10 protein-coding genes and 1 pseudogene are annotated in these 14,786 nt (G+C 38.8%); 10 read left to right on the top strand and 1 reads right to left on the bottom strand.

The window, feature by feature from the left end:
* Positions 1-129: 129 nt before the first annotated feature.
* On the top strand, positions 130-645 hold the full coding sequence (locus tag BM294_RS05060) for a hypothetical protein (RefSeq protein WP_091205435.1): 516 nt from the start codon (positions 130-132) through the stop codon (positions 643-645).
* A gap of 118 nt (positions 646-763) precedes the next feature.
* Here the strand turns inward: BM294_RS05060 and BM294_RS16535 are convergent, their stop codons facing one another.
* Positions 764-1,324: a hypothetical protein gene (locus BM294_RS16535; protein ID WP_091205434.1), complete on the bottom strand. Its 561-nt coding sequence runs from the start codon at positions 1,322-1,324 to the stop codon at positions 764-766.
* A 362-nt stretch (positions 1,325-1,686) separates the two neighbouring features.
* Between BM294_RS16535 and BM294_RS05050 the strand changes: the two genes are divergently transcribed.
* The 9 genes and pseudogenes from BM294_RS05050 to BM294_RS05015 all read left to right on the top strand — a co-directional run bounded on the left by BM294_RS05050 (position 1,687) and on the right by BM294_RS05015 (position 14,701).
* Complete coding sequence (locus BM294_RS05050) at positions 1,687-2,565, top strand: prepilin peptidase (RefSeq protein ID WP_091205432.1); 879 nt, start codon at positions 1,687-1,689, stop codon at positions 2,563-2,565.
* A 171-nt stretch (positions 2,566-2,736) separates the two neighbouring features.
* On the top strand, positions 2,737-4,107 hold the full coding sequence (gene pilM / locus BM294_RS05045) for a pilus assembly protein PilM (protein ID WP_091205431.1): 1,371 nt from the start codon (positions 2,737-2,739) through the stop codon (positions 4,105-4,107).
* A gap of 15 nt (positions 4,108-4,122) precedes the next feature.
* The gene (locus tag BM294_RS05040; RefSeq protein ID WP_091205429.1) at positions 4,123-5,217 is read left to right on the top strand and encodes a hypothetical protein; all 1,095 of its coding nucleotides are present in this window, start codon (positions 4,123-4,125) and stop codon (positions 5,215-5,217) included.
* Between the two features lie 17 nt (positions 5,218-5,234).
* Positions 5,235-5,930, top strand: a complete 696-nt coding sequence (locus BM294_RS05035) for a hypothetical protein (protein WP_091205427.1) — start codon at positions 5,235-5,237, stop codon at positions 5,928-5,930.
* 14 nt (positions 5,931-5,944) lie between these two features.
* Entirely contained in the window at positions 5,945-6,790 is an 846-nt protein-coding gene (locus BM294_RS05030) for a hypothetical protein (protein WP_091205426.1), read from the top strand.
* Between the two features lie 39 nt (positions 6,791-6,829).
* Positions 6,830-7,189 (top strand): type IV pilus modification PilV family protein, encoded by a 360-nt coding sequence (locus BM294_RS05025; RefSeq protein ID WP_091205425.1) that lies wholly within the window; start codon positions 6,830-6,832, stop codon positions 7,187-7,189.
* 10 nt (positions 7,190-7,199) lie between these two features.
* Positions 7,200-7,751, top strand: coding sequence for a hypothetical protein (locus tag BM294_RS05020; RefSeq protein ID WP_091205423.1), 552 nt, complete (start codon positions 7,200-7,202; stop codon positions 7,749-7,751).
* A gap of 5 nt (positions 7,752-7,756) precedes the next feature.
* Positions 7,757-7,918, top strand: a pseudogene (locus tag BM294_RS16790) (type IV pilin protein); the annotation flags it as partial.
* A gap of 51 nt (positions 7,919-7,969) precedes the next feature.
* Positions 7,970-14,701, top strand: a complete 6,732-nt coding sequence (locus tag BM294_RS05015; RefSeq protein WP_242944422.1) for a hypothetical protein — start codon at positions 7,970-7,972, stop codon at positions 14,699-14,701.
* The last annotated feature ends 85 nt before the right edge of the window (positions 14,702-14,786 follow it).

The following is a 14,786-nucleotide window of genomic DNA, read 5'->3' as shown; positions in this document are numbered from 1 at the left end:
ATTTATATATAAGGGGTTTTCTATTTAAAATATTTATATTATACTTTAAATAAATATTAGCACACCTATGTAAAATCATAGCTGAAGCTGCGAAGGAGAGCGGCACGCTTATTACAAGGAGGTACCCCTATGAGTTATCAGGCAGTTGAAGGTGTTGCCAGATACGATAACCTTGAACGAATCAGTACGGAAAGTCGATGGCAACAGTATTTAGAGATGAGAAGCAGGAATAACAATAAGCTTGATGAGTCGCACAAGTCGTCCGAGCGAAAGGATTTCAAAGACGGTTCATCAGAAGAGACTAAAGAAAGCAGTAAAGTCCTGTTTGAACGTCCGAACCAGCAGAGCTTGGAAGCATTGAAGCGTAAAGTGGCGAACGGAGATATACTTACCGCCAGTGAGAAGACTTATCTTCAGCAGTATGATCCGCAGACATATCGTAAAGTAGAAAACAGAGATCGTGAATTAAAAGAATATAAACGTCTTTTGAAACAGGCAAAGACAAACGAAGAGTTACGTAATGCAAAGATCAATCACTCTTCGGTAGCCCATCGTGCAGGTACGCTTTATGCGGAGAGTACGGTTTCATTGGATGAAGATTTCTTATTGGATGAGGAAAAGTCTACATATGATAGGGTGGTCTGAGGCAGTAGATGCAAAAAAATGAGGTTCTGAGATAGTTGATATCTCAGAACCTCTTTCTTTTATGAAACAGTTCCCGATAAAGGAAACCAAATGTGATTATATCTTAATGCCTATACTCTTAAGCGATCTTTGCGTAGTGCATCTCTGTTCCGTCAGTAGATCTGATGATGAGCTCGCCGTTTCCCGGGAATGTGTACTCAAGATTGTTGATAACACTTACGTACTGGTTTGTTCCACGGAATGAAACCTGTGATACAGCGTTGCCCTGTCCGTTTGTCTGCTGGATAACAGTAAGAGACTTATCATTGTTTACAGATACGGAACGTGTATCAGTGTATGTTGCGTAAGAAACTGCGCCACCTGCTGACTTTGTGTATGTCCACTGGTAAACACCGATAAGTGAAAGGCTGTTGTTTACGTCAGCTGATGCTGCGTTTGGAATCCACTTTCCGTCAGCGCCTACGAAGTAGCCGTCAGGTGTCCATGTGTTTGTAAGCATAACACCGTTTGAACCAAGGTAGTAGTTGCCAACCCACTTGTTAGTAGCAAACTGTCCGTTGTCCTGAATATAGTACCATGCTGAACCGTAAGACATCCACTGACCAGCCATAGCTGAGAATGATGAACCTGCGATCATAAGCGCAGCAATTCCGGAAACTAAAACTTTTCTTAACTTCATATCTTACCCTCCTCACTTGGGAACATCAGCCCATTGAGTTTTTCGCTTTGCGAAGGGCCAATGCTACATGCCGGTAAAATATATAAAAACCGGCACAATCTATGAATTAATAAGAGTATAGCATCTCGATTCTTAAAATCAATCCAATGACTAAAAAACTTAATATTTTCCGCAAATTGTCAAATTTTTGACATTCAATTAAAAAGCTCGTAAATATTGTAAAATGATAATATTTATAGTATATTCAGCCGATATTGAAAATATAGAGAAAATATTTTTTGAATACAGTGGGAATGCGTGAGCACAAAGTGCATAACGGTTCTAATCGATAGTTGACACTCACGCCATAGTTTAGGAAATATATGTACCAGATCAGTATAGCTTTGACGATATATATTCTTGCCATTTCTTTCGTGTTCGGAACAGTATTCGGAAGTTTCGTGGATTGTATGGCATGGCGTATCGTGGCGGGGGAGAGTGTTCTGAAGGGACGCTCTCATTGTGATGTTTGTAATAAGGAGCTTGGACTTTGGGATCTGATTCCCATAGTTTCATATATAAGATCAAAGGGAAAATGTAATTATTGCGGAGCAGTGATAAGTCCTGAGTCCACATGTGTGGAGATATTTCTGGGAATTGCATTTGCAGCGATAGTATACAGATATGATGTTTCGTTTGTTTCCCTCAGGTACATGGGGCTTACGGTAATGCTTACGGGTCTTAGTCTTGTTGACTTAAAGACCTTTACGATACCGGACTGGTTCCATGCTTTTGGCATATTCTGGTGGCTGTTGACATTACCGCTTATAGCAATGTCAAAGGGTGTCGGAATAACTTCATATCTCAAAGTCTCTGACGTGATGTTTCCTTTGGCATTCGCAGGACAGAGTTATGGGGAAATGTCATTTCTGATGATAATGAGAGAAGAGATCGTAAGAGGACTTATAAGCGGCTTTGGGATTTCGGTGTTTATGCTGCTCATGTCGCTTCTGTTCGACAGGCTTTCCGGAAAGGAATCACTGGGAGGCGGAGACATTAAGCTTTTGTTCGTGACCGGTCTTTACATGAGCGTGTTTGTATCCTTTTTCAATATGATACTGAGCTGCATCATAGGGCTTCTCTTTGTGGTTCTTCTCAGGAAAAACAGGATTCCTTTCGGGCCGGCTATCTCTCTGGCAACGATGATTTCAGTCATGTTTGGAAATGACTTTATAAACTGGTATATGAGACTTCTAGGATGAAACGATTTGGTGCATATGTCATCCGAATCTAAAAATAAGGACACAGAGGGAATGATATCTTCCAGTTATGTTGCAACTAGAAAGCCTTCGCCTGGTAATCGAATAAGTCTGGCGGTTTTGAGAAGCAAAGCTTTTGACACTCACGTCAATATATATAGTTGAGAGGTTGGGATGAGAATTAATAAGGTGGTCGGAATTGACATAGGTACATACAGAATCAAGGTTTCCTATGTCGTAAAAGGACATCTGAAAAAATTTTTTTATGAGAATGTACCGGACAATTCTGTAAAAAACGGATTGATAGTGTACTGGGATGCCATGGCAGAGTTTCTGAGAGATACTCTCAAGGCTCATGGCATAAAATGCAGAAATGCCATATTCAGTATCCCCACGAACGGTACTTATATACGTACGGTTGAACTTCCGCGAATGAACATTCAGCAGTTGGAGTTGAACCTTCCCTTTGAGTTTCATGACTACATTTCAGAAAGTACCGATAAGTATTTCTATGATTATGCGGTGATAGAGAGTGACGAGAAGAGCATGAAGCTTCTTGCTGTGGCATGCAGTAAGGAGACTATCAACCATTACAGAACCATGGCGAAGAATGCAAAGTTAAAACCTGTCGGACTTGTGCCGGATGTCATAGGATTGCAGCGCATACTTGAAAAATACAATCAGCTTTTCAAGGTGCCGCAGGATAAGGACTATGCATTGCTTGATATGGGAGATCAGAGCTTCAAGATTCATTTCTTCAGACACGGAACCTATGATGTCTCACGAAGTCTGGAACCGGGTGGAAGATCATTTGCAGAGAAGATAGCTGACATTCAGAGCGCTGACATACATATCGCCAGACTTGCGGAAGAGGATAATCTCGGAAACATTCAGTCACATCCTGAGCTTATCCAGCAGTATGAGAGCAGAGCCGTAGAAATCATGCGAGCTTTAAACTTCTACAGCTACAGTAATACTTCCAATACTATAGATACTCTCTACTACTATGGAGGTGGAAGCAATGTAAAGAAGCTTGTAAAGATGATCTCGGAGACATTAAATCTGCCTGTGAAGCCTATAAGCTATCTTTATGCAATCAAGGATGATGAGTTAAGAACAGATTTTATCATCAGTCCTCAGAGTTACGGCGTAACCATAGACCCTGATGAAAAGTTTACTGAACTTACAGACACTGAGCTTCAGCATATTGCAAAGCATATAGATGAATATGAACAGTCAAAAGCTGAAGAATTACTTGAAGATAATGAAAAGGCTGTGGAAACAGTACAGACGGAAGCATCTGATGAATCGACTTCTGAAAAGGAAGAGGTTGAGTCTTTACCGGTTTCAGATGTACCGGAGATTTCTACCATCGGCGAAGATGAAAAGAAAGATATTCCCGCCGAAGAGAAGCCGGAGGATATACTTGTCAGCCTTGGCAGCAGTGATGAAGATGAACTTGTTACATTAGGCGAAGATGATAGTACAAACAGAGCCATAGAAGAACTTACAAGACAGTTCGAAAGCGGGTATGGTAAAAAATAGGGGGCATTGACTTCAATGGCAAAAAGTTCTGGCAGGATACAGCTTAACAGCAGGAAAAAGTACCCTGTAAAAAAACGTATCAACCTCATGTACAAGCAGAGGAAGACGAGAGATATCGTATTTACACTGGCTGTATTTTGTGTGTATCTCGTATGTCTTTTCTTCTTCCAGAAGTTTGCAGTGAGTGGACAACTGAAAAAAGCGGATGATGCGGAGAGTTATTTTGCGGAAAAGCAGCGGGAACTTCAGGAGATTCAGGCAAAAAACAATGAGTATGCTGCGGTTCGAACAGAGTACAGCCATTACGGAAACAGTTATCTGACTTCCGATGAAGAAGTGGCTCAGGACTCGGTGACGATGCTGAACATTATCGACACCCGTATCCAGTACAACGGCGATATCCAGAATATCAATCTGTCAGGTAATGTTGCTGAGATAAAGCTTTGTGTCGTAGATGCACATCTGATTCCGGAGATCATCAAGTCTCTGGAGGAGTCCGAGTATGTGAACTATGTAACCGCAAAGACAGCGAACACCGTGGATCAGGATAAGAACAAGGTGGTTGTGGACGAGGATGGTAGTGTTTTGAATCCTCAGTACGTGGACGCCACCATAACCATTTATTTCCGTTCACCTGATGAGGTTGCAACAGCGATATCCATGGGCGAGGAAGCAGTGGATCAGTATCTGGATGCAAGTCCTACGGGTCCTGCCACAGGTGATAATGCTTATGTTCCTGAGATAAGAGAGCAGGAGACCGCTCCGGCAGCGGAAACTGTAGTTGCGACTGAAACGGAAGCTTCCGGCGAAACAAGTTCCGGTAATGCAGCTTCAGGTACTTCGGGATCTAATGATACAAAGTCGAAGGCTTCTAATAAGTCATCGTCATCATCATCCTCGAAGTCAAAGTCTTCTTCAGGCTCGACTAATCAGCAGGCACTGGCACAGCAGCAGGCGGCGCAGCAACAGCAGGCTGCAGCATATGCCGCAGCTCAAGCTCAGGCTCAGGCGAATGCAGCGGCTGCCAATACTCAGAATGTATACATCGATACTCCGGGAGGCTTTGGCAGTGGTTCCATATCTATCCAGGGAGGTTCACCTTTAGGATAAGAATCTAAGGAGAAGGAATGCTTAACAAACAGTTTACAAGAATTGAAAAGGCATTTTTGCTGGTACTGTCAATCATCCTGCTATGCCTTGTGTATTACAGATTCATATATGTTTCTGTAAACAACAGGATAGAAGCTGCGGATGCTACGATCATAGAAGAGCAGATAGAAGCGGAAAAGGCAAAGGCCGAGATAATCCAGGCCATGAAGGACGAGGTATCCGAAAATCAGGAAAAGATGAATGGAGTAGTTTCTACCTATGATAATTTCAAGGCTGAGGCGTCGCTTCTTAATTCGATTTTCGTACCTATGGCTGAAAGCTACAACTTCAGCTTCGATACACCTGTGGCGGATAATGATACGGTCCGTAGAAACATTAAGATCAGCTTCACTGCGGCTAACTATCAGATATGCAGAAAGATCATCCAGCAGATACATGACAGCAGATATCGTTGCATGATCAAGGATATATCATTAAGTGCAGTAAACAACAGGAATAATACTTACGAAATTGCAAGTGTGCTGAACAGTCCCATCAATTGCAGTCTCAATGTTGTCTTCTATGAAACACTTATAGGAGCGGAGTCCACTGCCGGACTTGATACTTCAGTTTCAACTGATCCGAATGACTACATAGGTCTAGGAAAAGCCGATTTTTCAAAGCTTCAGCGAAATACGCTGGAGACAATCGCGGAGTCTATAGCAGGTGAGTGATAAAGAGGAGCCAAATGTACAGCGTATGTAAAAAGTTAAAATCAAATAACGGTGCAACGCTGATGCTGGCTCTTTTGTTCTTCATAGTATGTGCAGTGACGGGAAGTATGATACTTCTGAGTGCGACGGTGGCAACAGGCGGACTTGATGGAATGAGAGAAAGAGATCAGAATTTCTATGCTGTAAGGTCAGCTGCGAAGTTTGTAGAGGAACGGCTGAAAAAAGAATCTATTGAAGTGACAGAAGAAATAGACATAATCCTAGTTGAAGATGATGATTCTGATGCTGAAGAAGATGATGAAACTGAGGATGAAGATGAAGAAAAAGAAAAACAATATGATTATAAAGAACCAAAAGTTGAAAGAGTTTATAAAAGTGGCGGTACAGAGGTTAGAAATGAAATAGATCCAGATTCTGCTTTAGGTAATGATATTTTATATACGCTATTATTTAATGAAAATGTTAGTAATTATAATACGAAGCTTCGAGCTGTTGTTGAAGAAGATGATGAATTACCAAACTCGCCTCCAAAGGAGTTTTATGACCCGTGGTTCATAGAGGGGGAAAAAAAGGAAACTGATGAATTTGAGTATATGGTTAAAGTTTTTGATGGTGCTGAAGAAAAACGAGATTTGAAAGTCAAGATGACAGCAAAGATGGATTCAAGAGGTAATCTAACTTTAACATTCAAAAATGATGATTCAGTCGATACACGTAATAAATATGAGATTAAACTAAAGATGAAGTATGAGGAGAAGAATGTTTCGTCACCTAGTGAAACTTCAGATAAAATAGAGCGTAAATATAGATTGGAATACAATTCTACATCTTTAGAGAAAGTTATTACAACAGAGGAGTGATTTGTGTAAACCGTCTCTAACTGTAATTAAGGAATAAATATGAAATTTTTGCATATTATAAAAAACCAAAAAGGAGAAACGATAACAGAGACTTTAGTTTCTACACTAATTGCTGCCCTTGCAATGATTCTTTTTGCATCCATGATCGTAGCGTCAAAACGTATTATCGAATTAGGAGAACAGAATTTCAAGCATTACTATGAATGGAATTCGAAGATGTCTGTTAAAGATGATGATGTGAAAAACAGTAATACCGGTAAAGTGAAATTTTATCAAGAAGATACTGAAGAACCTCTTGTATTTGGTACAGATGATAACTACTACAAAGTAAAGATCTATTTTAATCAATCAGCCTCCTCTGATGCCGAGACATCGAACAGATTGATTTATAGCTATTAGAAAGAATGATATGAATGGTGAATGCATATATCGAAAAATAAATAGCAAAGATGGTTTTTCACTCACTGAGACACTTACGACTCTTCTTATTATGTCTTTGGTTGGTATCATGATAACAACAGGTATGGCTACTGCGGTTAAAGCATATCGTCAGGTGACAGAATATGCGGATGCTGAATCTCTTTTATCTAATACAATTGTACTTCTTACCGACGAATTGTCATATGCAGATACCCAAAAAACAATACAAGCGAGTGGTAATACTGCTACATTTTTTCTTATTGATGATCGAGAAGTGCGTATAAGTTTCGATGAAGAAAAGGGAATTTGTAAAAGCTATAAAAAAACAGACGGTACATATACTTCACCGGAACCGCTTGTTTCTTATCAGAATAATGAATTTATCACCAATTGGAATGTTTCATATAATTCTACATATAATTATTTTGAAATAGAAAAACTATGGGTAGAAAATAAAAAAAATGAACGTATCATAGGGATTAATGATAACACGAATCCAGATGATGACATAGTTATAAAGATACAGGTAATCAATGGCTAAATGTTATGGTAGATCGAATAATAAAGAAAAAAGATGAACATAATATCGGTGTACGTGAACAAAGAATAGAAAAACCGGATTCGAAAAGTAAAAAAGGATTAAATGATCTTGGATTCACGCTTTCTGAACTTCTGGTAGTTATCGCCATAATGGCGATTCTGGCAGGAGTTTCTTTTGTTGCGGTAAATCGATATGTAAGAGGTCTTCATTCTCTTGAGATGGATAATACGGCAAAAGAAATCTTTATTGCTGCACAAAATCATCTCAGTCAGGCGTATGTCAGTGGAGAGTATCAAAGATTTTACGAGAATAATAAGGATAGTATTTCATTAGGTTATAATTGTTCCGGAAAACCATATGATGGAAACGATGGTGATTCAACATCGGAAGCAGATTATCGATTTGTTCCTTATAATGGCACGTCAACAGAGATCTATCACGAAAAACTAGATATACTATCATATATGTTGCCGGACAATTCAATCGATAAATCCGTGGCAGATGATGGTAACTATATTATTGCTTATGAAGCCAAGAATGCTAACGTGATTGATGTTTTTTACTCCGGGCATGCGAGCACTTTTTTTGGCACTTCAAAGATACATGAGTTCATTCCTGAAGAGGCAGCTGAAGAGTCTGATAATAAAAATCTTTATCACGCAAAGATAAAAGAAAATAGGATTCATTATTTACCAGAAACTGAAGATAGTGTTATCGGATGGTATGGTTCAGATGCTAGTAATATAGTTTTTAAAGATGACATTGAACCGCTTGAACTAACGGTGAAAAATGAGGCTATACTTTGGGCAGAGATAAAGAACCCCAATGAATATAATCCTGACCATGAGATTAAACTTATTGTAACAGGAAAAACAAGCGGTAATACTCAGACTATAGTATTAAATCGGACAGGGGACTTTAATTCAATCTATAGCAACGGTACTTCAGATCCAGAAGTACATTATGCTATTCCTAGAGCATACAAGGCTGATACAAACACTTATACTATAGCTCTTGATGATATAACAGATTCAAATGGCCATTTTTATAAAGAATTTAAATATCTTATTCCGGGAGAGGATGTACATATAGTAGCTGAGATTACAGTGAAGACAGATTCGGTTCCCATAACAATACGAAGCGAAGATGAATATACAGTTAATAGCCTTTATTATAGAAATATAGGAGGTACAGCATGGATAGATGAAAATAACATTCGTCATCTTGAAAATTTGGCAACTTACATATCAAATGTAACATTTGTTGAAGAATCAAACGTTTCAGGCTTATCTGAACTGGCAAACGAAATAAAGGTTACAAATGCAGTACAAGTTGATCATATTTCATATGATGAATTCATTAATAAACTAAATGAAATCAAAGGAACTTCATATTCAAAGAACACAATGTGTATTTTTGACTATAAGGGTTCATCGGATCATGACGCAGATGGTTCACCTGATCCGGGTTATTATGGAATTTCAAATAAATATCTCACTCAATATGATGGAAATGGAAAAAGTATCAAAAATCTATATGCAACTTCAGGGAAAGATAATCACACGGGAGTAATTTCTGAAGTTTCAAACGGATTCACAGTTAAAAATCTTACAGTAGAGGATAGCAGTTATAATGGTACAAATGATACTGCTGCGCTCATAGGTCATAGTAGTAATGATGTAGTAGTTAAAAGTTGTACCGTTATAAATACTGTAATAAACGGTGCAAATGACACTGCAGCACTCATAGGTCATTGTACTAATGATGTAAAAATAAATAATTGCACAGTTATTAATTCTGTAATAAACGGAGTAAACGATACTGCAGCATTTTTAGGGCATAGTGATAATGGTGCAATTATTAGAAATAGCACAGTTACAGGCAATAGAACAGAGGTAAGCTCTAGTGGTGGCAGTGCAGGAGGTCTTGTTGGTGATTGTGCTGGAAATCTTACAATAGTTAATTCTATTGTATCCGGTAATGAAGTTAGTATCAGCACTTCTGCAGCAACAAGTAATTCGTCCGGTGGATTGGTTGGTGACTGCGAAGGAAAGCTCACCATTAATCAAGGTTATGTCGAAGGTGGGGTTATCAGTGTAGATTCAACTAATGGAACCTCTGGCGGTATCGTCGGAACAGTGAGTGGAGAACTGGATATAGATTCCAGCTATGCTTATGGAAAGAGTAAATGTACTGTTAGCGGCGCAAATAATGCCGGAGGAATAGTAGGTGAATCAAAAGGTGGACTTACAATTGAAAACACCTACGGTTCATCTTATGTATTTGCATCTGCAAACGCCGGTGGTTTTGTTGGTAATATCAGTGGGGGAAGTACTAATAATATAAACTACTGCTATTCATCCGGACATACAAGAAATGGTGAGGATGACCTGGATGGTAAACACGGTGTTTACGGTTCAAATGCAAATAAGGTAGCCTCTGTTGAAAATTATAATGTAATTTCCGACGGTAATGCCGGCGGTTTTATCGGCATGTCTTCAGTTTCTGTTTTAGTCAAGGATTCCTACACAACATGTTCTGCTTATTCTACAGGCACAGTGGGGGGATTCATAGGAAGAGGACAAGGCGTATCTGTAAATAACTGCTACTGTACCGGTTTAGTCGGAGTTCATGATGGTGGAACTGCCGGTGGTTTTATCGGATATGGTTCAATCACTGCCAGTGGAAATAACTATTTCTTCAAAGGAAAAGATAAAAAATCAGGAAATGATTTTAATAAATTAACAGGCAAAGGTGATAGTGACGTAGACAATATCATTGCGACTGTTGGAGAAGAAGTAACATCAGATGATACAGAATTGGATGCTGATCCCTGGGATGACTCATTGAAAGAGGAACCAAAGTCTGCAAACAAAGGTAAATATCCATATAAGACAATCAGACAGCTTTATTCAGGTACGGATGATAATGTCAAGGGTAAGCTTACGAATCATCATTACGGTGACTGGCCTGTTATTGAAGCTGACGGATCCAACGAAGAGGAGATACTTAAACTAAGTTTGAGTAATTCTGTTAAACTTGCGGCTATCATAACTGTGCCTACTTCTGAGATCAATAAAGTCGGAGGACATTACTATGCCTCTATGGCTATTGAGGGTATAAGCAGTAAGAAAATCGCATATATGCAATTAGACCTCACTACAAGTTCTGTAAGCCTTATTGATAAAGACCAGGCGATTACAAATATAACTGGGGTTGAAGGGGAAGAAACAACAGGTTCTGATGATATTGCAGTTCCTGATTTCATCAATTCTAAGGTAATCCCAAACGGTGATAATACGGAATTCCATATCTATCTTGATGATATAACTACTCCGGAGTGTAATTTTGCATCCTTGTTTAGCAGCTTAAAGGCAGGAGAAGATATACGAGTTACTGTAGAGTCGGGATTTATTTCATGGACACAGCTGAAAGATGAAGGAAAAACAGCAGCTGATGCCATAACCTCAGGTACTAATGTATGGCCTATAGCCGGTGTGACCAATAGTTTGTTCGCGGATGGATCCGATAATTCAAGTTATAGTAAGTCATACTACAGCGATATAAATCCGGCTACAGCGATAGTGAATCCGGGTACCGGAAACGTGAGCGCTTATGATAATACAGCTCTTATCACAAATTTCAGGCATCTTCAGAATGTAGATAAATATATATCTAATGTACATGAAGACTATTCAAAAGTTTTGCTTTGCAGTGATTTATACTGGAATGCTCAGGATGCGCACAAATTGAATAATGCACCTTCCAAAACGGACTTTATAACTGCAATAAAAACAGAATCAGATAACTCTTCTGATATAAATATTTATGCATATTCAAATGCCGATCCGATTACAGCGTCAAATGCTTTTTACGGAATTATAAACGAAAAGCTTAGAGAGTTTAATGGTAATGGACACATTATATATAATGTGCTCATATATAACGGAAAAGTAAAGTCGGATAATGATAACACACAGCCTGAAAACTGTGCCAGTGCAGGTCTCTTCAGGTTAATTCATCTTGATAATAACGTGGAAATGAATATTCATGATCTTTCCATTGTTCAATCTGCGGTTATTTCTGAAAATGGTAATGCCGGAGGTCTTATTGGTAATGTTTTATCGGATGGAGAGCTCATCATAAATCAGGTATTTATTTACGGAAGAGATGCTTTAGTCAGGACCTTATATGATAATAAGCTTGTTAAGAATGATAACTCCAATGCCGGTGGTGTAATAGGAAGTGCAACAGGAGGAAAATATACAATAAGTCATTGCGGTTCTTCTTCATATGTATACGCTGATAATTGTTCGCGTTGTGCCGGAGGATTGATAGGAGGATTTAAGCCTAAGACCACAACCAATATTTCGTTCTGCTTTGTTGGAGGACATGTGAGTGAGGGACAGGATTATGTTGATGGCTCTGCAGTGACTGAGGTTGCTTCAAGTGACATTGATATGTCGAAAAAGTTCGAAATAAGAAGTGAAGGAGGATATAACATCTGTGGTCAGATAGCAGTTGGAGGATTTTTTGGATATATAGGTACTGATATTAATTACCCTACGACAATAAGCGATTGTTTCACTACGGCATCTGTTTGTTGTGAGAGTGCTAATGGGACTTATACTGTAAGCGACTGTGCGGCTGGAGGTTTTGTCGGAAGACTTCAGCACAGATATCAAACATATGAGAGATGCTATGTGGAAGGAAAGGTATATAATGGAACGGATATGCCGGCTTCATTTGTAGGTCATTACTATTATAAAAATGCGTCTGAAATCACAGAAGAACTGCGTGCTAAATTTATAAACACCTATGTATTAATAGGTGAGAACTATAATAATTATACTGGATTTAATGACATTAACTTTGGAAATCCTGCTAATCTGCCACCGTATGAAATTCAAGGCATAAATAGAGTTGAGAGTGATTCAGGCGACATAATTAATGAGTTTGCATCCAATGTGGAGGTTAAAACATTTAATAAAAATTCTGATGAATTCCCATATAAGGATAATGTACATAAGGGTACACCGATTGTTTTCTACGGCGATTGGGTGGAGCCGGAGACATTATCACCTATAAAGCTGAAGAATAAAAACAGACTTACGGCTTATATAAATATTAATGATAAGACCAAGGGGACAACAATAGAACAAGTTTATCCCGATACAGTACGTAATGTGACATATATTAGAGTCCAGACTGCCAGCGGTTACGATAACATATTTAGAGTTACTTATAATGGTGATGTGATATGCAGTACTGAGCGTTTGGTTGGTCTGAATTGGGTGAATATATATTCGGATGGGTCATATTCAGCTTCAATCAGAGATGGAAAAATAGAGTTTTATATCGATGATATTTCAAAGTATCAGGGTAGGTATCTGATAAAAATAAACGGAAGTGTCGCTGGAGAAGAACTTACAGTTTACACGAGCAAATCTCTTGATGATGTAGTTAGTTCAAGTGCACCACATGATTCTGGAAACAGTTTGTTTGAAGCACTGAAGGATAACGGAGACGGTACTTATACTGCAAAAATATCAAACAGCAGAAATCTTGAGAATCTTGATAAAGATGTTTCAGGAGTTCTGTATAACATTAAGTATGTTGAACAAACGGACGATATATATTGGCAGGACGATGGGACTTATGCTGCAGGTCTTGGTGAGTATAAAGCAAATACAAAACCTTACTTAACAGAATTACCGGATTCATATATTTACAGGATCGATTATCCGGCTTTGTTGACTACACAGTCTTCGATGTATCCGTTGTATGATCATCATATCAATGAATATGATGGAAAGAATCATGCAATTCACGGAGTCAATTTGGGATCGAATAATAACAGTGGAAATAATTCGGGATTATTTGCAAAGGTGGAAAGACCGCTAACAATAAAGAATCTTGTAATGAATAATCCGTCAGTGTACTCTACTCAATCCTCAGGCGTATTGGTTGGTGAAGCATTGTCGAATATCAAGATGGAAAATGTCTACGTGAACGGAAACATAAGTATCTATGGATATCGATATTCAGGAGGAGTGATAGGCTTAGTAAACAGTGGTAATTTGGATTTTAATGGTGTCGGAGTTTCTGGTACAACAGGACAGATATATAATGGATTAAACTCACTGGGTGACGGCTCGGTAGGAGGTTTAATTGGAAGAATTGCATCCGGAAATATCGATATAAAAAACAGTTTTTCATCTGCATATATAAACGGATGTGGCAATGGTATAGGTGGATTTATCGGTTATATAGGCCAAGAAGGCGAAGAAATGGCAACAAAACACTGTGCCGGAACAATAACAAATTGCTATTCTAGTGGATATTCCAGTGCTGGCCAGAAACTTAGCAATATTATTGCAAATAGTGCAGGAGGCATAGGTGGCTTTATCGGTAACGCATCCGGAAATATAGATGTTGGTATTCAGAAGTGCTTTTCTACCGCATCAATGAAATCCAATTTTTCGACTGCAACCAATCATGGGCAGACTTTTGATTACATTGGAGGTTTTATAGGTATCGCTAGTGGGAATATTGTGATCAATAATTGTTATACGAATGGATATGTCAACGCAAATCGTCCAAATTCTTATAAGAATGGAACATTTGCAGGCAGAACAGAGGCAAGTACCCAAATAAATGATTCTTATTATATTGATTTCTATAACAATGCAATGCCTGCAATAGCATTTGATGCTGATTCCGGTACCGTAAAGAGTATTATCAAGGATAATGTATATGATCCTTTGAATGAAAGCATCCCTGCGCACATTCTTGGTAGTACAGAAGATGGTACATTAACGTTACAAGAAAATACCCACCATCATGATATCGCTCATCCGGCTGTATATTATCCTTACAAGAACTGGACGGATGTTAATGCCTATCTCGGACCTGGCACACCTAAGCTGGTTTTCTTCGGTGACTGGTGATGTTAATCCTTGAGGTGGTAAAAGAAAGCTACTTGAATAAATGACTTCTTAGGAAATTGTGAATGGCTATTCACAAGGATGAAAC

This window comes from Oribacterium sp. WCC10 (assembly GCF_900113415.1).
Classification (GTDB): Bacteria; Bacillota; Clostridia; order Lachnospirales; family Lachnospiraceae; genus Oribacterium.
The sequence above is the reverse complement of the archived record's forward strand: the minus strand, read 5'-3'. Positions and strand labels throughout refer to the sequence as shown.

What these genes read in the sequence shown, in the direction of transcription:
- BM294_RS05020 (WP_091205423.1), top strand. Translation starts at nt 7,200, where the DNA reads ATGAATGGTGAATGCATATATCGAAAAATAAATAGCAAAGATGGTTTT.
- BM294_RS05060 (WP_091205435.1), top strand. Translation starts at nt 130, where the DNA reads ATGAGTTATCAGGCAGTTGAAGGTGTTGCCAGATACGATAACCTTGAA.
- BM294_RS05050 (WP_091205432.1), top strand. Translation starts at nt 1,687, where the DNA reads ATGTACCAGATCAGTATAGCTTTGACGATATATATTCTTGCCATTTCT.
- pilM (WP_091205431.1), top strand. Translation starts at nt 2,737, where the DNA reads ATGAGAATTAATAAGGTGGTCGGAATTGACATAGGTACATACAGAATC.
- BM294_RS16535 (WP_091205434.1), bottom strand. Translation starts at nt 1,324, where the DNA reads ATGAAGTTAAGAAAAGTTTTAGTTTCCGGAATTGCTGCGCTTATGATC.
- BM294_RS05015 (WP_242944422.1), top strand. Translation starts at nt 7,970, where the DNA reads ATGGATAATACGGCAAAAGAAATCTTTATTGCTGCACAAAATCATCTC.
- BM294_RS05025 (WP_091205425.1), top strand. Translation starts at nt 6,830, where the DNA reads ATGAAATTTTTGCATATTATAAAAAACCAAAAAGGAGAAACGATAACA.
- BM294_RS05040 (WP_091205429.1), top strand. Translation starts at nt 4,123, where the DNA reads ATGGCAAAAAGTTCTGGCAGGATACAGCTTAACAGCAGGAAAAAGTAC.
- BM294_RS05030 (WP_091205426.1), top strand. Translation starts at nt 5,945, where the DNA reads ATGTACAGCGTATGTAAAAAGTTAAAATCAAATAACGGTGCAACGCTG.
- BM294_RS05035 (WP_091205427.1), top strand. Translation starts at nt 5,235, where the DNA reads ATGCTTAACAAACAGTTTACAAGAATTGAAAAGGCATTTTTGCTGGTA.